Source organism: Leptotrichia sp. SK-5, assembly GCF_055387215.1.
On sequence record NZ_AP028931.1, the window covers coordinates 755,508 to 778,284 of the forward strand.

Genomic DNA, 22,777 nt, shown 5'->3' on the forward strand with positions numbered 1-22,777 from the left:
AAGCAGTTAATACATAAAATGGAATGGTAATTTGACATGTATATTTAAAACAGAAGGAGATGATGTGCGATGTTTAAGAAAATTTTACTGATGATTATTCTTGCAATGTCTGTTGTGGGGTGTGAGCTGTTTGACCCTAAAGGCTGGAAAGAAGCAGAACGGGATGCTGCCGAAAGAGGTATAAGATGTTATAGAAGGGCTAACGGAGAAGCCTACTGCGTAGACAAGTACGGAAACAGGACATACTAGCTATGTGTGATACGAAACAGATGAAACGAATAATGGCAGTTTAAAAACAATGAATTTGAAGGACAGGGGCTTTCCAGATGAGGGGAATGTGTTCCTGTCTTTTTTGGTTTAAATATCGGATTTATTACAAACTTTTCTGATAAGGGGTATAAATCTAATAATTTCAAATAATTAAAATATAATTTTCTTCAAATAAAGCCTAGTATAAATAACCTGTCGGAGCATTTTTCTGTGCTGGCAAAACTGTCTGAGCATAGCGAGTTTTTTGTCAGTGCAGAAAAATGTCGTAGACTAGCCATAGGTTGTAGGATTTGCGGCAATGAGCAATCCTACGGAAATAAAAAGAAAAAACATAATAATATGAAAAAATATTTATTAATCAAAATATCTAAAAAATAATTTAATGATTATGAATTGGCTATTAAACAACCCTATTATGAAAATCTTGTATGGATACTTAAAAATTAGATTCACAAAACTACCAAATTAATTGTTATAGAATTTCATCTCTATTTTGCCTGTTATATTTAATATAATTTAATTCTCCGTTATTTTGCACTCTTCCAAAAATGAAGATTAAGTCTCATATTTATCCTTGTAAAAACAGTTTTTTAAAAAAATGAAAAAGACGAATTGCTGTTAAAAATATTGACAATTATAAAAAGATATAATATTATATAACTCGTAGAGAGGAGGTGATTATATGGACTTCTTAGACATAGTTCAGCTACTTGCGGGAATATGTACAATCATCGTAACTATTGATTATTTTATTAACAAAAGAAACTCAAAATAATCAATAGAGAGGGCTTTCCTCCCCCTCTCTATGTTTTATCTAATAAAAGGGAAGTGATAAAAATGATTGAAAAATTTAATGCTATTTTAGGAATTGTAAATTTTGTTTTATTAGTTTATTTAATTTATAGTAAAAAAAAATAGCCCTACTTGCGGAAATTAAGGGCTAATATGAACTTCTTAGATTCTAATAAAATATTATCATAAAAATTAAAAAATGTCAATACAAAAGTTTTTATCTCATTTGAAAATTTTTGATTTTGATATAATTTACGAAGAAAAAGTTATAAAAACTGAACAAATTATAAATGAATATCGGAAAAGTCTTTTAATTAACATGACTTTTTCGATTTTTATATAAATAATAAAAAATACAGGAGGATGTTAGGATGACGGATATTGAAATTGCTCAAAATGCGAAATTGAAAAAAATTGGTGAGATTGCAGAAAGTATTGGACTTACAGAGGATGATTTTGAGCCGTACGGGAAGTATAAGGCTAAGGTTAGTTTGGAAGTATTGAAGAAAAATGCAGGGAAAAAAGATGGGAAATTGATTTTAATGACGGCTGTTACTCCTACGCCTCCGGGGGAAGGAAAGTCTACTGTTACTGTTGGATTGACTCAGGCGTTGAACAAGTTTGGATACAAGTCGATTGCGGCACTTAGAGAGCCGTCTTTAGGGCCTGTGTTTGGGATGAAAGGTGGAGCTGCTGGTGGCGGAATGTCACAAGTGGTGCCTATGGAAGAGATAAATTTGCATTTTACGGGGGATATTCACGCAATTTCGGCTGCGCATAATTTGATCTCTGCGTGCATTGACAATCATATACATTTTGGAAATGAACTTGATATTGATGTGAATAATATTGCTTTCAAGCGTGTGCTTGATATGAACGACAGAAATCTAAGAAGCATTGTCGTTGGGCTTGGGCCAAAAGTGAATGGCGTGCCTCGTGAAAATTCGTTTCAAATAACGGTTGCTTCAGAAATTATGGCGATTTTCTGTCTTGCTGATTCAATTACTGACTTGAAGGAAAGAATTGGCGAAATAGTTTTTGCATATAATAGAAAAGGGGAAATGCTTAAAGTTAAGCAGCTTAACATTCAGGGGGCAGTAGCGGCATTGCTAAAAGATGCGATAAAGCCTAATTTGGTACAGACTTTGGAAAACACGCCTGTATTTATTCACGGTGGTCCTTTTGCGAATATTGCGCATGGATGTAATTCATTACTGGCTACAAAAATGGCATTGAAATTGTCTGATTATGTGGTTACGGAAGCTGGATTTGCGGCTGATTTGGGGGCTGAGAAATTTTTGGATATAAAAGCTAGGCTTGGGAAATTGGAGCCAAATGTTATTGTAATCGTTGCGACAGTTCGTGCGTTGAAGCATCACGGCGGAGATAAGGACTTGAAGTCGGAAAATATTGAAACATTGACAAAAGGGCTTGTAAATCTTGAAAAACATATTGAAAGCATGCAAAAGTACAATTTGCCAGTTGTTGTGGCAATTAACAAATTTATAACTGATACTGACGCTGAAATTCAAGTGATAAAAGATTTTTGTGCAAAAATGGACGTAGAAGTTGCCAACTGCGAAATTTGGGAAAAAGGTGGAGAAGGTGGAAAAGAGCTTGTGGAAAAAGTTATGAACGCCATTGAAAAAAATGAAAAATCAGACAAAAAATACACTCCACTTTATGATTTGAACTTGTCAATTCAGGAAAAAATCGAAAAAATTGCAAAAGAAATTTACGGAGCAGATGGAGTGAATTTTGCACCAAAAGCACTTAACAATATCAAAAAATACGTAGAAAACGGCTATGACAAATTGCCAATATGTATTTCAAAAACACAAAAATCATTGTCAGACAACCCAAATCTGCTAGGGAGACCAACAGGCTTCACAATTACAGTCAACGAAGTAAGACTATCAGCTGGAGCAGGATTCTTGGTAGCAATGGCTGGAGAAATCATCGATATGCCGGGGTTACCTAGAAAGCCAGCGGCAGAGTTAATTGACATTGATGAAAATGGGGTAATTTCGGGATTATTTTAAATTTAATATATAGAAATAATAGAATGGAAAAACATAAAAATGGAAAATACAAAAGTAAAAATGCGAAGACGGGACAGAAAAATTACAGACAATGAAAAAATAAAAGAAATTATAAAAGCCTGTGACTGTTGCCGTCTTGGCTTAAACGATAACGGAAAAGTCTACATTGTCCCACTAAATTTTGGCTTTACTGAAGAAAATGGAAACTATACATTTTACTTTCATGGTGCAAGGACAGGGAGAAAACTTGATATAATAAAACAAAATAACTACGCAGGATTTGAACTTGACACCAATCACAAAATTTACACAAAAGGCGATAAATCCTGCAATTATACCGCCAGATTTCAAAGTGTAATCGGAAATGGGAAAGTTGAGATTATTGAAGATTCACAGGAAAAAATGAAGGCGTTGCTGGAACTGATGAAACATAATACTGGAAAAACAGAATGGGAGTTTGACGAGCAAATGCTGAAGGCAGTTTGTGTGTTTAAACTTGTGGTTGAGGAAATGAGCTGTAAGGAGCATGAGTAGGGGATCTGAATGGAGGTAAAAAATGTCAAAAAAATATGATTTTGAAACAATCTTAAGTAGAAAAGGGCAAGGCTCATATAAGTGGGAGCAGATGTATGAAGTGCTTCCAGAGCTGGAAGACGATATTGTTCCGTTTTCTGTGGCAGATATGGAGTTAAAGATTGCTCCTGAGATAACGGGAGGGCTAAAAAAATATATTGATGAGGCCGTTCTGGGGTATTCGGGGACTTATCCGAAATATTATGAGGCTGTTATAGGATGGATGGAGAGAAGGCATGGTTTTAAGGTGGAAAAAGACTGGATTTTGTGCACTCCTGGCGTGGTTTCGGCTATATATGTTGCAATTAAGGCTTTTGCGAAGGAGAATGAAGGTGTGATTACGTTTACGCCTGTTTATTATCCGTTTTATAGAGCGATTACTTCAAATAAGAGAAAATTGGTGGATTGTGGATTAGTTGAGAGTAAAAATGAGAATGGGGAAATCAAGTATTCTATTGATTTTGAAAAGTTTGAAGAATTTGCAAAAGATAAAAATAATAAAATATTGCTTTTGTGCAGTCCTCATAATCCGCTTGGAATTGTGTGGAGCAGGGAAGATTTAGAAAAAATTGGAAAAATTGCGGTTGAGAATGATTTGATTGTGATTTCTGATGAGATTCATTTTGATATTGTGATGGCTGAGCATAAACATACGGTTTTTCAGACTTTATCAGAGGAACTTGCTGAAATTACAATAACGTGTACTGCCCCTACAAAGAGTTTCAATCTAGCTGGAGCAGGAATCTCAAATATAGTTATCAAAAATGAGAAACTACGTAAAAAATTCAAGGCTGAAATGGAAAAAATGTCGATGCATGTTTTTTCAACATTATCATATAAGGCATGTGAACTGGCTTATACAGAAGCAGAAGAATGGCTGGATGAATTTTTGCTATTAGTTGATAAAAATCAGAAATTGGTGAATAAATTTTTTGAAGAAAAGTTCATCAATTTAAAAGCCCCGTTAATTGAGGGAACTTATTTACAATGGCTAGATTTTCGGGCATTGGGACTTAAAAATAAAGAACTTGCAGAGTTTATGAATAAAAAAGCAAGAATATTCTTTAGTGAAGGATATACGTTTGGGAAAGCTGGAAGTGGATTTGAGAGGGTAAATCTGGCTGTGCCAACGAAATATCTGGAGAAAATGCTGGAAAGACTTTATGAAGTGTTAAAGGCAGAATTTCCACAATTTTGTAAATAGAATTTGATTTTATATTTTACTTTTTTAGGGATATTATGGTATAATGTACGAGAAAACTAAAATTTTCTACTTTAAAATAAAAAATAAAAAAAGGATGGAGAGATATTAAAATGAAAAAAGTGAATAACTTTTGGATTAACGAGTGGAAATGTTTTAAAAAGGATGAATGTAGGAGGGGAAGTTGTGACAAAAAAATTGGATAGTATTATGGAAGCTGGAAAAGAAAAAATTAAAAAATGGAAGAAAGTGGAAATAGCAGCACTAGCATTGATTAATACAGTTGTAGCATTTAATGCAAGTGCAGAGCCATTAAATTTACCAAAGGAATATTCTGAAAATATTACGGTAAAAGGGCAGGAAAAAGATGTATTTGATTATGATTTTAATAGCGATGGAATAAATGAAAAAGTCGTTGTAACTTATAATGTAGTCGATAATTTGATAGGGGCAGTTGTTTCAATTTACACAAATCAAGGTGGGAAAGAAATATTAACTTATCAAATAGCTTTTGATAAAAAATTTAATGTTATGGAACTTCAAGCAATGCAACAAATGTTTGATAAAGTTAAGGAATATTATCCTGAATATTCTAAAAATATTCAACCGAATGAAACAAGATATATTACAATTTATGGAGATAATAAAAATAGTGACATAACTTTTGATAAAATGAAGTTTACTAATCATTCGCCAGATAATACGAATAATTTTTTATTTATAAAAAAAGGATCAAGTTTATTAGAAGCACCAAATGGGAATGCTGTGGCACATCTTAGCTTTAGTGAAAAACCTGAAATATTGTTTGATATGGTATCAGACGCTGCAAATAGCCAAACAAAATGGTATTTTACAGAATTTACAAAAAGAGCCAGTACAAATGTAAGCAGAAAAACTAATAAAGATAAGGATGGAAAGGCTGTTGCAGAAAATCCGACAACTGTTAAAGGGTTCATAGCTGGAAACGAAGACATGGTTTCACCAAGAGGATTCTATTGGGATAAAATGATTAAAAAAATTGAGATTGTAAATAAATTCATTGATACAGCAATTAAAGGGAAAGAGGCATTATATATTATTACAGAATACAAACCTTTATCGCGTGATAAACCAAGTGAAAAAGATAAATTTGGAAATAAAAATAATCAAAGTATTATAGGTTATGCAAATTCTAAAAAAGAAGGGGAAATTATTAATATTCCTGACCAGACAATTTTTAAAATAATTGGTGAAGAAAATAATATGTTAAAAATTGAAACACCATTTTATGGAGGACCTTACTTTATTGAGAAAAAAGAAGGAACCTATAAACAAGTAGAAAATATAAAAGATGAAGTAAATAAATTTATTGCGATTGATCCACATAGCCAAACTGAAGTACTTTTCCAAAGAAATCCTGAAACTGGAAAATATGAGGTGGTTACATATTCATATGTAACGACAGGAAAAGATGGGTGGGGTTCTTATGAAACGCCACATGGAGCATTCCTAGTAGCTTTCACAAGACCGTATATGACATTTACAAGACACGCAAGAGAAGGGGATAAAACTCTTCCTGGAAGATCAGACTTAACTATCGGAGGAAGTGCTAGATATGCAGTAAGATTCAGTGGTGGAGGTTATATGCATGGAATTCCTGTAGGACTTAATTTCAGAGGATCAACATTGAATACAGGAACGGCTCATAAAATAGGAACATACAAAGATTCTCACAAATGTGTAAGACACTTTGATGATCAGATTGAATTTATTGTTGGATGGATAAATGCAGACAGTAAAATCAAGGATAGAGATAACACGATACCTGAAGAGCCTGTAATAGCAGTAGTTTTATAAGATAACCTTAAAATAAACAATAAGGAGAAATAAATTTATGATAAATAAAATAAATTTACAAAAAATAAAATTTTCAATAGTAGCATTGATAATACTTTCTGTAATATCAACTAATACTTTTTCAGCACCAAAAGAAGCAAAAAAATTAGAATGGAAGCAGATTTCGCTCGAACCTGACTTAGATGGAGATGGAGTTAAGGATAAAATAGATGTGGATTATGCAGTAGAAGGAAATAATGTGTATTTAAAATTTACTCCATATGTATTTAATGAAAAAGCTAAATTTACAAAAGGAAAAAGTGTAGAAAAAACAATAACTAAATCTGAATTTGAAGCAAAACTTGATACCTTTATAAAAGGATTTATAGCCGAATATCCTAAAAAAGGTGGAGTACCGTCTGCACAAAAACAAAAAACACAGACTCCAAAACCAGAGAAAAAACAAGAAATAGTATTACCAGCAAAAGAGACTAAAACTAACGAAACAGACAAAAAACCTGTTTCGCAAAAAAAAAATACAGAGGATTCTAAAGGAAATCAGAAAAACAGCCCAACCGTAGAAAATAATAAACCTGTAGAAATTTCAAAACAGTCTAATATGGAAAAGGCTCAAAATTCTGTAATTGAGAAAAAAGAAGATGAACCTAAAGAAAAAGAAATAAAAGAGATAGTAGAAGAACGTAAAAATACAAATTCATTAAGAGGGCAGTATTCATATGTTAAGGAATTTAATAGTCAAAGACCAAAAAATTTGACATTTAATTTTCAATATGATAAGCATTCTCCAAGAGAAATGGATGAGTTTGTATTTGTAAAAACAGCGACTAGTATAAGAAAAGAACCAAATTCTAATGCTAAAGCCATAAAGTCAGCAGCATATTCTCATAAATACAGAACAACAGGAATTGTTAAAACTAATACTGGAAATAAATCAGATGAATGGTATGAAGTATTTTTTGACAATCAACTTGGGTATATTCCAAAATCAGCTGTTGAAAAACGTGAATTTGACTGGAACGATATGATGAAAAAAGTTGATAAAACAAATAAATTTATAAAAAATGCAGTTTCATCAAATAAAAAATTATACGTTTTAGATAACTATATACCTCTTGGCGGAAGCAAGTCAGGAAATAGAGATAAATTTGGAAACCGTCCAAATCAAAGTGAATATGGATATACTGATAAGAGTTTTAAAGACTACATAAACATTCCAGATAGAACAATTATGGTTATCGAAGAGGAAACAGATAAATACATAAAAGTAAAAATAGATGCTTATGATAATGGCGTTTATTATTTAAAGCCTGCTGCAAGAAAATATTTAAAAGATGCGGGAATTAACGGAGAAATAACAAGATTTATCTATGTTGACAGAGACAGCCAGAATGAAATGATTATAGAAAAAGCTGGAGATAACTGGAATGTAATAACTTCTTCATTTGTAACAACTGGTAAGGATGCTGGAAACTCATTTGCTACACCTTACGGAACTTTTTTAATCGCTTATTCTAAACCTGTAATGCAATATACAGGCTCAGATAATAAGACAGTTGTAGGAGATGCAAAAAATGCCATAAGATTTAGTGGTGGAGGTTACATGCACAGTATACCATCGGTGTTTGAACCAAAAAACACGAGAGAACAAAGGAAGGCTGCAACAGCTAAAAAAATTGGAACTTATCCAGAATCTCATAAATGTATAAGACATTATGATGATCAGATTAAGTTTATCTATGAATGGTTAGGAAATTCGACACCTGGACATTCAGAAGGATTTAGAGTGCCTAGTGTTCCTACAGTTATGTTAGTTAAATAATAAATTAAAAATTAATTCAGATGTTTGGGAAAATCCATCTCTAAAAAAAACCTTTTGGAAACACATATTATTCAAAAGGATAGTGTGTGTTTTTTATTTGTCTAAAAAAATAGGGAAAATTTTAATTAAACAAAAAATAAAAAATAAAAATTATAAGGAGGAAAAATTTTGGAATTTTTTAGAAACTTTCAGTTTGGAGTAAATGAATTAATGTGGTTAGGATACCTGTTGCTTAATTTTACAGCAGTTATTTTAGCTTATAGATTTTGGGGAAAGGCAGGATTGCTTTCAATTGTACCGCTTTCAATAGTTATTGCAAATATTCAGGTTGGGAAGATGATGACCTTGTTTGGTGTGAATACAACGATGGGAAATATTGCATTCGGCGGGATTTATTTAGCATCAGATATTCTTTCAGAAAATGAAGGAAAAAAGTATGCTAGAAAAGTGGTATCATTAGGATTTGCCTCAATGCTGTTTACAACTTTTATTATGCAAATTGTCTTAAAAATACAGGTAGCACCGTCTGACAATATGCAAGGTGCACTAAGTCAAATATTTGGATTTATGCCAAGACTGGCAATAGCAAGTGTAACTGGATTTGCAGCTTCACAAGCATTTGATATATGGTCTTATCAAGCAATCAGAAAATTACGTCCAAGTTTTGAGGATATTTGGATTAGAAATAATGCAAGTACAATGTTGAGCCAAATACTTGATAATATAGTTTTCTCATTTATGGCATTTTTAGGGGATTATCCATTAAGTGATATAATTGTAATTATATTTTCAACTTATTTCCTAAAAGTAGTAATTGCATTATTGGATACACCGTTTGTATATATTGCGACAATTTGGAAAAATAACGGAAAAGTAAGTGAAGATTAATGAAAAGGAATAAAAATGATAAGATATAGTGTAATAAAAGAAAAAAATCCTAGAGAAATAGTGCTTTTAAAAGGGTTCAGCTGTGCATATGGAAAATGTGCATTTTGTAATTATATTTTGGATAATACAGATGATGAAGAGGAAATGAACAGAGTAAATTTAGAGGCGATTAATCAGATTACTGGTGAAAAAGGAGTTTTACAGGTTATAAACTCTGGTTCTGTTTTTGAGCTGAACGATTTTACGCTTTCTAAAATTAAGGAAGTTTGCCGTGAGAAAAATATAAAAATATTGTATTTTGAAGCGTATTTTGGGTATATAAACAGGCTTAATGAAATTAGGGAATATTTTAGTGAGCAGGAAGTACGGTTTGCTATTGGAATGGAAACTTTTGATAATGAATTTAGAACAAAAGTGCTTACCAAGAATTTTATTACAAATGATAAAGTTTTGGAAAAAATAAAAAAAGAATATAAGATGGGACTTTTTATGATTTGTATAAAAGGGCAGACAAAAGAAATGATTTTACGAGATATAGAACTTGCACAAGAGTATTTTGATGAAATAGCCTTAAGTGTATTTGTGAATAATGATACAAAAGTGGAGCGGGATGAGGAACTTGTAAAATGGTTCTTGACAGAAATTTATCCAGAGTTAAACAAAAAGAAGAATATTGAAATTCTAGTGGACAATAAAGATTTTGGAGTATATGTACAATAAAAAAGGGGGATTATTCCCCTTTATTTTTTGAAACTCCAATTCCATTTTCAAACATATCAATTTCATTTTCCAGTTCCTTTAAATCACTTCGGACATAATGCTCATTGTCAGTTCCAAGTCTAAAAGTACGAACCAGCGGATTATTTTTATGATTTACTTCAAACATATATTCTTCCACAATCATTTTTTTCCGATTGTTAGTCAAATCATCTTCAAAATCTATAACAAGTGTTACATTCAAATCAGAAAGTTCACTAATATCTATCCCTTTTTCATTCACTAAATAGTTTAAAATACTTTGCTTTATTACAAATTCAAGTTCTTCTTCAATTATTTCACGTGGTTTTTCAATATTTTGCGTTAAGTACAAAATAGCCTTATCTAAAAAAATCATCTTTTTTCCTTCTTTCTTTATTTAATTATATAAATTTTTTCTAAATATTCAATTAAGTTATTTTCTAAATTTTCTTCAGTTTTTTTGTTAATAACGATTTTTACTATTTTTATTATGTTCCTTCTCTTTATATTTTCGCAGGATTGCTCATTGCCGCAAATCCTGCACCTATGGCTAGACTACGACTTTTATTTGCCCAACTCCGAAACTCCTCCTTACAGTCGTCAAACAGTCGTAGTTGAACAAATAAAAGCTCCGTCGATTTATTAAAATTAAAAAAGTTTATTTTGTTATAATTTAAACTTTTTTAATGAAAATTAATCAAAATTTGTTAAAAATAATATTTGTTATAAATTTCCGAGATTTTTGTTTTAGTTAAATTAACCATTATAATTAAACTAAAAAGTGTCGTGATTTTTTTGGAATGAAATTGATTGTTTGAGCTTTTTCAAAATATTTAAGTTATAATTAGTTTAAGAGTTGATAATAACTTTTATTAAAAAGCGAGTTTCAATTTCATTTCAAAAAAATGCTTAGACGAGCCAGGGTTGCAAGGGAAATGGCGATTGATTTCCCTTGCTTTAAAAAGATAAAAAACATAAAAATAAAGGAAAAACCATTATTAACTAAAATAATCTAAAAAAAATTTAGAAAATAACTTAATTGTTGCTTTCAAAGAATAGATTTTAAATAGATTATACAATAAAAAAACTTTAAAAACAAATTTTTTTAGTTTGTCTTTAAAGTTTTATAAAATTGATAAATTTTTTAAATTAGAATTTGTGTGTGTAGCCAAGTGTAAATACATTTATATTTTTATCATATTTTACTTTTGATTTATCAATGTAGATTCCTGGAAGTGAAGTTTGTTCACGTTTTCCATTGGCAGCATTGTAGTTTACATGGGCAATTCCGAATTTCCATTCTGAAGCTTCTGTTGGTTTATAAGTTATTCCTGTTGCGTAAATCTGGGAGTTTATTGCAAATTCTACATCAGAGAATGATACTCTTTTGGCTCCTGTATTTGCGTAATTGAATCCAGCGTGCCAAGTGAATTTGTCGTTTATTCTGTAATCTACTCCGAAGTTTAGTTCATATCCGTCGTTGTACTTGAATCTATCCATTTTTGCGGCTTTGTTAAAGTAATGTGTATATCCGCTGGAAAGAGTCCATTTATTTATATCCTTTGATACTCCTAAAGCCAATACTCCTGGTAAATCACGTCTTGAATGTACACCATCTGCATATTCAGGATAAAAGAATGAAATTCCAAGAGAACGTCTTGCAAGTAGCATTTTGTTGTCTTCTTGTGCTTTTGACTTAAACTTTAATTTTACAGGAGTTTCGTATTTTATGGCAAAGTTTAATGTGTCAGTTGGTTTGTAGTCAAATCCAATAACTGCTCCAATACCCTTGGCGTTACGTTTTGAATTCATTGATAAATAGTTTTTGCTAAGTCCAATTGCTGAACCTACACGAGTATTGTAGTCATATTGAGCTTCTCCATCAAGTTTTCTGTGAGCATAAACATATTTTAATCCTCCTGACATAGAGAAATTGTCATTAATTTTATATGCTCCTCCAAGCATTAGCTGATAGTAACGGTTTTGTCCAGTAAAACGATTTTTTACAACAGTTGCTCCAAGTTTACCACCTGTTAAGTTATTAAAAGTTTCACCAGCGAGTTCAATTCCCGCTACACCGCTTTTATAACGAAGAGTAGCTCCACCTGCAATAACACTTAAGTTTCCAAAAAGAGAGTAGTTATCTTTTTTGTGTAAAAGGTTAAATGATGGTGCTCCTGCATATCTGTCTGATTTAAATTTTTTTCCTTTTAATGTCATTGATTCTTCAATTAATGAATTTTGTAAATTTGCATTAATATAAGTTCCATCGTCTAAAAATACAGTTCCTGCTGGATTGTAAAATACACCTTCTACAGAAATTTGTCCAGTTTGAGATGGATTTTGAAAGTATGATGCTGAGTTATTTGATAAATAGTCAATACTTGCTGCATTTGCAAAAATTGTAAATAAAATTGACATAATTGCTATTTTTAATTTCATAAAAGTTCTCCTTTTTGTATTAATAATTTATTTTTATACTTTAAATTATAATAATAAAAATCTAAGTACATAATAATATAACATGCGTTATATAAAAAGTCAACAAATTTATTTTGATTACAAAATTATTTAGTATATAAGTTATATAAATATATTCTATTTTTTTACGTTGAATTTATAAAAATTAGTCAAATTTAAGATTAAAAGAATAGTTGTAATTTATAATACTAAACCCTGTTAAAATAGGAATAAATTTTTATAATAGGGTTGTATAATAGCTAATTCATATTTATTCAACTAAATTGATTTTTATTATTTTTTGTATATTTATTATAGAATTTTTAAGATTTTAACTATTTGAAAATACTAGTTTTATATCCTTTATTAAAAAAGTTTGTAATTAAGTTCGTTATTTAAATGGGATTTAGTATAAGTTTATTTTTAAATGGATTTTATACATAAATAAAATTTTTTGTAAAATAAATTAAGCATTATAAAAAAATATTAAAACATAAAAAAAATATATGATTAAACCTTTGACAATATATAATTTATATACTATAATTATAGCATAGATAAGTATTCTAAAACCAATTTCACAATAAAAACTTAAATTTTAGAACGAATCAATGTGAAAATTAGGTTGAAGGAAAAATTTTAGTAAAGGTGGTAAAGACTATGAGTAAAAACAATGTAGAGAAAAAGTCAAAAAATAGCAGTGTACTACTGGGAGCAGCATTTATTATGGCAACATCTGCTATTGGACCGGGATTTTTAGTACAGACAGCTAAATTTACGAATGATGTGAAGGCAAATTTTGGATTTGTAATATTGGTGTCTGTGTTACTTGCGATGATCGTGCAGCTTAATGTGTGGCGTGTTTTGTGTGTGAGCGAGCTGCGTGGACAGGATGTGGCAAATAAATTACTTCCAGGACTTGGATATTTTGTAGCGTTTCTTGTAGCGTTAGGTGGACTTGTGTTTAATATTGGAAATGTAGGTGGAAGTGCGTTAGGTTTTAATGCTTTGCTTGGTATTCCAAAAATGGCTGGATATTTTATTTCTGGTGGTGTTGCGATAACAATATTTTTGCTAAAAAATGCAACAAAGGCCATGGATATGCTTACAAAAGTGCTTGGTGGATGTATGATAGTTGTAATATTTATTGTTATTTTAATTGTTAAACCGCCAATAGGCCTGGCTGTTAAAGATACTTTTGTCCCAAGTGAAAGTATTTCAAACTTGATTCCTGCGATTTTGACGTTGCTTGGTGGTACTGTTGGAGGATACATTACTTTTTCAGGAGCACATAGATTGATTGATGCAAAAATCACAAAAGAAGAGAATCTGGCTGAAATAAATAGAAGCTCAATTATGGGAATAGGAATTGCAACACTTGTAAGGGTTCTATTATTTTTAGCAGTGTTGGGAGTAGTAATTAAGGGTGTAACTTTGGCGGCTGAAAATCCTGCAGCAGATGCATTTCGTCAAGGAGCTGGAGAAATTGGATATAGATTTTTTGGTTTAGTTCTATTAAGTGCGGCAATTACTTCAATTGTTGGAGCAGCATATACTTCAGTATCTTTTTTAAAAACATTTAATAAAAATATTGAAAAACATGAAAAATGGGTAATAATAGGATTTATTATAATTTCAACAATTATAATGGCAATTGCGGGAAATCCTACAACATTGTTAATTTTGGCAGGTTCATTAAATGGACTTATTTTACCTGTAACTTTGGGAATTTGTTTGATTGCTTCACAAAAAAAATCAATTATGGGAGAAAATTATAAACATCCGAAAGTACTTTTAATATTGGGAATTATCGTTGTATTAATTACAGCATATTTAGGAATAGCCTCGTTAGGAAATTTAGCAAAATTATTTAGTTAAAAACAGAAAGAAGGTATAGGAATGACAGGAAAACAGGTGGAAGAAGTAAAAATACTTCCCGAAGGAGATTCAGCTATTTTAATTGAATTTCCAAAAGCTATATCGCCTGAAATTAATAGAAAAATTACATCACTTGCGTATTTGATAAAGGAACAACATATAGAAGGGGTAATGGATATGATACCAGCATTTTGTTCACTTCTTATACATTATGACCCACGTGTTATTACATATGCAAAATTATTGAATAGAGTGAATAAAATAATGAAATTAAACGTAGATACAAAGGTAAAAACTAAAAAAATATATGAAATACCAGTTTGCTATGGTGGAGAACACGGACCTGATTTGGAATTTGTAGCAAAAAATGCAGATATTTCGGTTGAGGAAGTTATAAAAATCCATAGTTCAAAAGATTATTTGATTTATATGCTTGGATTTTTACCCGGATTTTCCTATTTAGGTGGACTTGATGAGAAAATTCATACGCCAAGGCTGGCTAATCCGAGAATAAAAATTCCTGCTGGAAGCGTGGGAATTGGTGGAGCTCAAACTGGAATTTATCCCCTGGAATCACCAGGAGGCTGGCAATTAATAGGTAAAACCCCAGTAAAAACATATAATCCTGACAGGAAAGTTCCAATTTTATTTGAAGCAGGAGATTACATACGTTTTGTACCAATTTCACAAGAAGAATTTGAAAAAATTGAAAAAGAAGTAAATGATGATAAGTATGAGTGTGTTGTGTATATAGAGGAGGTGAAATAATGGGTTTTAGAGTTTTAAAAGGCGGACTTTTAACAACTGTTCAGGACATTGGAAGAACAGGGTATCAGAGTCAAGGTTTTGGAACATCTGGAGTTATGGATGTACGTTCCTTTAAAATTGCAAATATGCTTATTGACAATCCTGAAAATGAGGCTGTTCTTGAATTTACAATGATTGGACCGACACTTGAATTTACAAGCGAAACAATAATTGCAATAACAGGTGGTGATTTTCAGCCATTAATTAATAAAAAGCCTGCCCCAATGTACACTGCAATCTATATTAACAAAGGCGATGTGCTTGAATTTCAAGGTGCAAGAACAGGTGTAAGAGGTTATATAGCTTTTTCGTGCTACTTAAATATCCCAGTAATAATGGGAAGTCGTTCTACAAATATGAAATGCAGGATTGGTGGATTTAAAGGACGTAATTTAAAAGAAGGAGATTATATTTCTTTTAGAATAAGAAGGCGGTATTTGCCATATTTTCTTTCAAGAACGCTTGATCTGGATGAATTTAATCAGGAAGATGAAGTGCTTCGTGTAATAATGGGACCGCAAGATAATCTTTTTACAAAAGAAGGGAAAAAAACATTTTTAAACAGTGAATTTACAATTACAAATGATTTTGATAGAATGGGTTGTAGAATAGAAGGGTCTTATATTGCACATAAAGAATCGGCTGACATAATATCAGATGGAATAGCATTGGGAGCAATACAAGTTCCTGCACATGGAAAACCAATTATTTTACTAGCAGATAGACAGACAACAGGAGGATATCCCAAAATAGCGACAGTTGTAACAGTGGATTTGCCAAAATTGGTACAAAGAAAAGCAGATCATAAAATTCGTTTCAAAGCAATCAGTGTAGAAGAAGCACAAAATCTTTTAATTGAAGAAATGAATGAATTTACACAATTTAGAAAAAAAATTCATGCACCTTGTAAGGAAGTGCTGGATGTGAGATTTGTGTCCAAAAGACTTGAGACTTTATTTGATTAATTTATTGTTTAAAAGTTAAAAATTTAGCTCAATATCCTGTTTTATTTATTATTTTGTTAAAGGAATTGAGCGTATTTTCAGAAAGGAAAATAAAAATGGATTTAGAACAAATTGAAAAATTAGTAGAAATTATAGAAAAATCAACGCTTAAAGAAATTACAGTTGAAGAAGGAAATTTAAAAATCAATTTAAAGCGTGAAAATAATATAGAAATTCAAAGTATTTCAAAAAATATAGAAAAAAAAGTCGAAATTGTGGAAGAGCCAGATGAGGAAAGTTTTATCACTTCACCAATAGTAGGAACTTTTTATTCAGCAGCTTCTCCAGAAACTCCAGCTTTCGTGCGAGTAGGCGATACTGTAAAAAAAGGGCAACCAGTATGTATTGTAGAAGCAATGAAACTAATGAATGAAATAAACTGTGATTTTGACTGTGAAATAGAAGCTGTACTCGTGAGCAATGAACAGAAAGTGGAATACGGTCAGCCGTTATTTAGAGTAAAAAAAATATAATTTAGAATAAGAATATTATAAAAAAGTAACAATTTTAGAGTTATCTTTAAGTTTGAGATAGCTCTTTTGTTTTTTAATAAAATTAAAAAAACAAAACTCTAAGTTAAAAAAACACATATATGTTGTGAGATAATACATATGTGACAAGAATATACAAAAAAAGAAAGGTTTCTGATATAATGTAAGCCAACCAAAACCACATTAAGGAGAAACCTTTCATATGAGTAGTATATCAGAAATATACCGTGTTCGTCAACGGGCAATTGAGTATGCAATAAAACATAATAATAATTCAAAGGCAGCAGTGAAATATAAAACATCACGTCAGCAGATAAAACGTTGGAGAGACAGATACGACGGCACAGTCCAGTCTCTTCTGCCAAAAAGCAGAAGACCTGAAAGCCACCCAAACCAGCACACGCAGGAAGAAATAGAACTGGTTATGAAAAAATACAGGAAATTTGGCTATGAAGGGCTGGCAGAAGTTTATGTCAAAGCGAGAAAGGAAGGCTACAGCCGTACATACGATTCAATGTGCAGGATAATAAGGAAAATGAAGGGCAATGCCAAAGAAAACATTAAAAAGCCGCATAAAAGAAAAAAGAAGGCTGAACAGGCGAAGTACCCTGGGGAAAGAGTACAGATAGACATAAAATATGTTCCGGAAGAATGCATACAGTTTGGCACACGTGACCAGAAGTATTATCAAATAACGGCATTAGATGAATATACAAGAAAAAGAGTGTTAAGGATAGCAGATGAAAAAAGCACCTATCAGACCGCAAAGTTTCTAGAGAACTTGGAAAGGGAGCTGGGATTTGACATAAAGAAAGTTCAGACAGACAATGGGAAAGAGTTCACAAATTCTGAAAGTGATAAGAAAACGCTGTTTGAGGTGAAACTGGAGGAGAAGGGGATAGAGTACGTGACAACCCGTCCATATTCGCCATGGGAGAATGGAAAAGTGGAAAGAAGCCACAGGCTTGACAGCAAGTACTATGGGGACAAGAAATTTAAAAGCAAGGAAGAACTGTTAAGGGCAATAAGGAAATACAATACAAGATACAACAACATATCAAGAAAAGTACTGGGCTTTAAGAGTCCAAATGAAGTATTAAAAGAGTACAAGGAAAATCAGTAGGTTAAAGATACATTAGGAAAGAAATATTTTTTTTAATATATTTTTGTAACAAATGTTTGACATCTATACAACTCTAAGTTAAAAAAACACATATAATAATAGATTTTTATGTAAAATTGTGGTAAAATAAAAAGGATAGTTTCTTTTGATTATAAAAATTAGAAAGAAATGTTAAAAAAAATGGAAAATTAGGACAATGAAAATAATTATCCTTTTCAAAATACTAGAAGAGGAGGTAAAAAAACGTGAGATGAAATACATAAAGAAATCTTTAATTATATTTATTTTTCTTCTATTGTCTTTATTTGCATTAAAGTTTTATATCTCTACCAAAAACTTTAAGGGTATGCTGACTTCCATTTTGAAAAGTAGCGGATTAAATGTTGAGTTTAAAGATGTTAAACTGATAGGATTTAATAAACTTCAGGTTAATGATCTTAAAGTTAAAGATATGGCTGGAAATGTTGTTATTGACGGTAAAAAAACTACTGCTGGAATAAGTCTTCTTATGCCGACACGGCTTAATAGGATTGATATTTACAATGGAACTGTAAATTTGGAGCGTAGAAAAGATAATGATTTTAATATTTTTCACGTTATAAAGCCACAACCGAAAAAACCAAAAACATTTGATCCTACGAGTAGAATTGGAAAGCTTCATATTCATAATGCAACTTTAAATTATACAGATATAAGTTTTAATAAAAAAATATCAAAAAAATTGACAAAAGTAAATGGACGGCTGGAAGCTACAAAATCTCGTGGTTTTTCACTTTTTGCAAAAGGTTTGGGAAATAAAAATGAAGATGGAACAGTGGAAACATTAAAGATTGAATTAAAACAGCTTATCAAGTCAAAACAGTCGATTTATTCGATGTTTGATAAGATGAAGAACAGTGATGGGAGAAGAAAGGAATTTCGTCTGAATTTTGGTTTTGAAAATGTCGCAATAACAGAGGAACTGGGGCAGTATGTGCCACTTGATATGATTAGTGCAAAATCTGGAATATTAAATGGTGTACTGAAACTGGAAAATGATAAAGCTAAAAAGACAATGAACGCTTTAGGAAATCTGAAAATCCGAAATGCAAAACTAAAATATATTGACTTGGATGGCGATATTGAAGGGGTAAATGCCTTAATTGATTTGAAAAAAGACAAAATTACGGTAAATGCTGACACAAAATTAAGCGGAAGTCCAGCATCTCTAGTATTAAACTATCTCGTTCAAGATCAGAAGCTAAATTTAAAACTTGTTACTGAGAATTTACCTTTTGAAGAAGTTGCAAGATATAAGATAATTAAAGATAGTAAGTTTACAGCACAAGGTAATGTTACTGGAAATCTTGAAGTAAATGTTAATACCAAAAGTAAGAAAGCTACACTTGATGGAAAATTTTCTTCAGATAACATAAAAATTTCAAACTATAATTTTCAGAATATAAAAACTGCTATGAAAATTGCTGATGAAAAATTGACTTTAACCGATACATCATTTGTATTTAATGAAAATTTTTCAGGATTTAAAGTGAATGAAGATGTTAAAGTTTCAAAATTTGTGTATGATTTGAAAAAGAAAACTGGAACAGGAGATTATGTTTTAAATAATCTAGGATCAGATTTTAGTATCAAGAAAGTTACTGGAAGAGCTGATATTTCTTCTAAAAATATTGTAACAGGAACAGTAAGATCCAATGTTTTAAATGGAAGATATACAGTAAATCCACAAACACAGACAGTTGTGGTAAATGCCAATAGTAATGGTTATTTCACTTTAAATTATGGTGGAAAGAGTTATACAGTTAATCCTGATGTTAGTAATTTAATTGTGAAGTTTAATGAAAAAAATATACTTCGTTCAGGACAAATTAATGCCAAAATAAAGGATTTGTCAATGCCGTTTGTAAATACTATTAATGCCAATATAAAAATTCATAACGGGAATTACAATATAAGTGGAACAGCTGGAATAAAAGGTGGTGGAATAGTAAATATTTCGGGAACTACAAGTTCGAATATGAAACATTCTTATTCATTGAAATTACCTAAAAATATAGATATTGCAAAATTGTTAAGAGCAAATGGTTATAATTTCAAAGGATTAGATAAAGCGAAATTGCCTGCAACACTTACAGCTAGAATTAGTGGAAGTGGAGATAAAATTTCTGGATCATATCAACTTTACAGTCCGTATGGAGAATATATTGGAGAATATGAAAATCTTCATGCAAGTGGAAAAATCAATGATTTGGCAAATATGGATATAACAGTTAATACAAATATGGATGAACTGTGGTTTGGTTACCAGCGACTTAAAAATGTCAGTGGAAACTTGAGAATAAAAGATAACGTTGTAAATATTACGAGTATCCAAAATGAAAATTTGAATGCTAGTGGAAAATTTGATATGAAAACTGGGAAAATGGATGTAAATGCAGGATTAAGAGATTATATGATTTATAATACTGCAGGGCCTAAGGTTAATTTGAAAGTTGGAACATTGGATGCTAATTTATCGGGAACAATTGACAAACTTTCAGGAGAAATAACAATGCCATCTGCAATAACATCAATAAATTCAAATTATGTAGGTGACACAAATGCATATCTTAGAATAAAGGATGGGGTTGTAAATTTCGAAAATGTAACTTTACGTGAAAATAGCCTGTATGGAACATATGATTTGAAAACTGGAATTTCAGATATTGGACTTAGTTTAAACGAACCTGATATTCCAAAACTTTTGGAAATGAAGGAATTGACTTTTGGAACAAAATCAAATCTTAGTTTAAAAGGAGATTTGAATAATTTTAATCTGGCAGGACAAGTAATTCTTGGGAATATGAGTTTTAAAACTTATAAAATTCCCCAGATTGTTGCAGAACTTGAATATTCTAATGGAAATGTAGACAAGTTATTCAAATATGGGACATTCGATTTGCAAAAACTTAGATTTGTTGGAGATAATGAAGAAACATTATTTGAAACACAGACTAAATTTGATTTGGCAAATGTAGATATTGATTATAAGTTGGAAAAACAGAAGTTTTCGCTTGATTCAGTGCAGGATTTGAAAAATAAGGGATACAGTGGAGATATAGACATTGGATTTATGTATCGTGGAAATTTTGAGAACTTTACAACAGGTCTTCAAATACAGTCAGATGAAATAAAACTTAGTGGTTTTCCAGTGAATAAAGTGGATATTGATTTACAAGCCAATGAAAAGGCTTTAAACATTGGGCAGTTTTATTTGGAATATGAACACAATCCATTGTTGTTAAACGGATATATTCAATTTACACCTATACAGTATAATGTTTCGATGCTTGCTAAAGACTTTAATTTGGACTTCTTAGGAGTTAATAAAGATGTTGAGCAGGCGAGAGGGATTGCAAATATAGATGCAATTTTCTCAAATAATTCTACAACAGGGCATATTTTACTAGATAATTTTAATTATAAGACAAAAGATAAATTAACACTTGTAGATAATGTAAATGCCAATATTGATTTACAAAATAATAAATTTGTTGTAAATCGTCTTGATGGTGGATACAATGGAGGAACTTTTAAAGTGACAGGAGATTTAGATGTTCCAACGATTCCTGCTGATTTTATGCAGACAAAACGTCTAGAATTAGGAAAATTTGAATTAAATACTGCACTTAATAAAGTTGGACTTCATTACGGAAAAGGAATTGACTTTGCACTTACAGGAAACTTGATATTTACAGAAAATAGATTGTTTGGAGATTTGGTTGTAGATGATGCCGAAATAAGAGAATTACCAGACTTTAATTCAAAATCTGAAACAGAAAACTTATCAGAGGAAGCTAAAACTAAGAAAGCTCAAGATAAGACAATTGTTGAGGGAATTGTAGAAGAAGTTATTGATAAAATATTAAAACAGTATACAGTTAGTTTGAATGTAATAGCTGGAAATAATGTTAAACTAAAAATTCCAAATGTAAGTATTGTACGAAATATAAAAGGAACGATAAGAGGTTCTTCAGAAGTTTCATATTCTGGTGGTGAAGTTGGAATAGATGGAGATTACTCTATTACAAGAGGATCATTTTCTGTAAATGGAAATGATTTCAAAATAGATGGTGCACAAATAAGATTTGCTCCATCTACTAACGGTGCAGCGAGCTCCGTATCGGATCCATTTGTAATATTTGATGCAAGTACAGTAATAAACGGAGATAGAATAGAAATAAATGTAAGTGGAAATGTAAGTAAACCTGATATTAAATTTTCATCATCATCAGGGAAATCAAAAGAAGAAATTGTGTCATTGCTCGCATTTAATACTGTAGTTGGAAATGGCGAAAAAAAAGGAGGAACTGCTGAAGAAAATTCAGCTGACGGATTAGTAGTTGCAGGTTCTCTTGTTAATAGTGCATTAAATGAGTTGATTTTTTCGTCAGTAACTGGTAAAATTAGTGAGGCGCTTGGAATATCAAAATTTTCTGTTTCAACAAATGTGGATCATTCGAACAGAACAGGAGAATACAGTGCTGCAACAACAGTTACACTTCAGGATAATATTTATAAAGACAAGTTATTCTGGAATGCTTCATTTAAATTTCCATACCAGACTTCAAAATCTGAGGAAAAAAAACCAATGGGATATAACGCATGGTTAAGCTATAGTGTTACAAACAACTTAGATTTAAGGCTTGGAGGAGAGAGTATTAATAGAAGTAGAGCCAGCACTAATATGAGCAATGGAGCAAGAGTAAATTATTATTTTGGAATTGATTTTTCAACTAGAGGTAATACATTCGGAGATATTTTAAGAAAAATATTTAGGAAGAAAAAACTTGATACATTAAAAAAATAGGAGGAA

The 22,777-nt window shown here is 31.1% G+C and carries 16 protein-coding genes; 14 read left to right on the forward strand and 2 right to left on the reverse strand.

What is annotated here, in order from left to right; all coding sequences use genetic code 11:
- Positions 1-69: 69 nt before the first annotated feature.
- From ACZ5B9_RS03835 to ACZ5B9_RS03870, 8 genes are all read left to right on the forward strand, one after another.
- Complete coding sequence (locus tag ACZ5B9_RS03835; protein WP_464423430.1) at positions 70-249, forward strand: hypothetical protein; 180 nt, start codon at positions 70-72, stop codon at positions 247-249.
- A 1,184-nt stretch (positions 250-1,433) separates the two neighbouring features.
- Positions 1,434-3,104: a formate--tetrahydrofolate ligase gene (locus ACZ5B9_RS03840; protein WP_464423431.1), complete on the forward strand. Its 1,671-nt coding sequence runs from the start codon at positions 1,434-1,436 to the stop codon at positions 3,102-3,104.
- Between the two features lie 39 nt (positions 3,105-3,143).
- Positions 3,144-3,638, forward strand: coding sequence for a pyridoxamine 5'-phosphate oxidase family protein (locus ACZ5B9_RS03845; protein ID WP_464423432.1), 495 nt, complete (start codon positions 3,144-3,146; stop codon positions 3,636-3,638).
- Positions 3,639-3,660: 22 nt separating this feature from the next.
- On the forward strand, positions 3,661-4,881 hold the full coding sequence (locus tag ACZ5B9_RS03850) for a MalY/PatB family protein (protein WP_464423433.1): 1,221 nt from the start codon (positions 3,661-3,663) through the stop codon (positions 4,879-4,881).
- Positions 4,882-5,064: 183 nt separating this feature from the next.
- On the forward strand, positions 5,065-6,714 hold the full coding sequence (locus ACZ5B9_RS03855; protein ID WP_464423434.1) for a L,D-transpeptidase: 1,650 nt from the start codon (positions 5,065-5,067) through the stop codon (positions 6,712-6,714).
- A 37-nt stretch (positions 6,715-6,751) separates the two neighbouring features.
- On the forward strand, positions 6,752-8,533 hold the full coding sequence (locus tag ACZ5B9_RS03860) for a L,D-transpeptidase (RefSeq protein WP_464423435.1): 1,782 nt from the start codon (positions 6,752-6,754) through the stop codon (positions 8,531-8,533).
- Between the two features lie 168 nt (positions 8,534-8,701).
- On the forward strand, positions 8,702-9,421 hold the full coding sequence (locus tag ACZ5B9_RS03865) for a queuosine precursor transporter (protein WP_314016039.1): 720 nt from the start codon (positions 8,702-8,704) through the stop codon (positions 9,419-9,421).
- Between the two features lie 15 nt (positions 9,422-9,436).
- Positions 9,437-10,141, forward strand: a complete 705-nt coding sequence (locus tag ACZ5B9_RS03870) for a radical SAM protein (RefSeq protein ID WP_464423436.1) — start codon at positions 9,437-9,439, stop codon at positions 10,139-10,141.
- Positions 10,142-10,151: 10 nt separating this feature from the next.
- On the opposite strand, the gene ACZ5B9_RS03875 is transcribed toward ACZ5B9_RS03870, so the two are convergent.
- On the reverse strand, positions 10,152-10,535 hold the full coding sequence (locus tag ACZ5B9_RS03875) for a hypothetical protein (protein ID WP_071125324.1): 384 nt from the start codon (positions 10,533-10,535) through the stop codon (positions 10,152-10,154).
- 773 nt (positions 10,536-11,308) lie between these two features.
- Positions 11,309-12,601 (reverse strand): OmpP1/FadL family transporter, encoded by a 1,293-nt coding sequence (locus tag ACZ5B9_RS03880; RefSeq protein WP_464423437.1) that lies wholly within the window; start codon positions 12,599-12,601, stop codon positions 11,309-11,311.
- A gap of 678 nt (positions 12,602-13,279) precedes the next feature.
- On the opposite strand from ACZ5B9_RS03880, the gene ACZ5B9_RS03885 reads away from it, so the two are divergent.
- The 6 genes from ACZ5B9_RS03885 (at position 13,280) to ACZ5B9_RS03910 (ending at position 22,771) form a co-directional block, all read left to right on the forward strand.
- A complete protein-coding gene (locus tag ACZ5B9_RS03885) occupies positions 13,280-14,497 on the forward strand; it encodes an NRAMP family divalent metal transporter (protein ID WP_021770005.1) in 1,218 nt (405 codons plus the stop codon).
- 21 nt (positions 14,498-14,518) lie between these two features.
- The gene (gene pxpB, locus ACZ5B9_RS03890) at positions 14,519-15,265 is read left to right on the forward strand and encodes a 5-oxoprolinase subunit PxpB (RefSeq protein ID WP_464423438.1); all 747 of its coding nucleotides are present in this window, start codon (positions 14,519-14,521) and stop codon (positions 15,263-15,265) included.
- A complete protein-coding gene (locus ACZ5B9_RS03895) occupies positions 15,265-16,269 on the forward strand; it encodes a 5-oxoprolinase subunit C family protein (RefSeq protein WP_464423439.1) in 1,005 nt (334 codons plus the stop codon). Before pxpB ends, ACZ5B9_RS03895 begins: the two co-directional genes overlap by 1 nt.
- 95 nt (positions 16,270-16,364) lie before the next feature.
- Positions 16,365-16,781, forward strand: coding sequence for an acetyl-CoA carboxylase biotin carboxyl carrier protein (accB, locus tag ACZ5B9_RS03900; RefSeq protein ID WP_021770008.1), 417 nt, complete (start codon positions 16,365-16,367; stop codon positions 16,779-16,781).
- A 220-nt stretch (positions 16,782-17,001) separates the two neighbouring features.
- Positions 17,002-17,922 (forward strand): DDE-type integrase/transposase/recombinase, encoded by a 921-nt coding sequence (locus ACZ5B9_RS03905; protein ID WP_464422173.1) that lies wholly within the window; start codon positions 17,002-17,004, stop codon positions 17,920-17,922.
- A 250-nt stretch (positions 17,923-18,172) separates the two neighbouring features.
- Positions 18,173-22,771, forward strand: coding sequence for a translocation/assembly module TamB domain-containing protein (locus tag ACZ5B9_RS03910; RefSeq protein WP_464423440.1), 4,599 nt, complete (start codon positions 18,173-18,175; stop codon positions 22,769-22,771).
- Positions 22,772-22,777 lie beyond the last annotated feature (6 nt).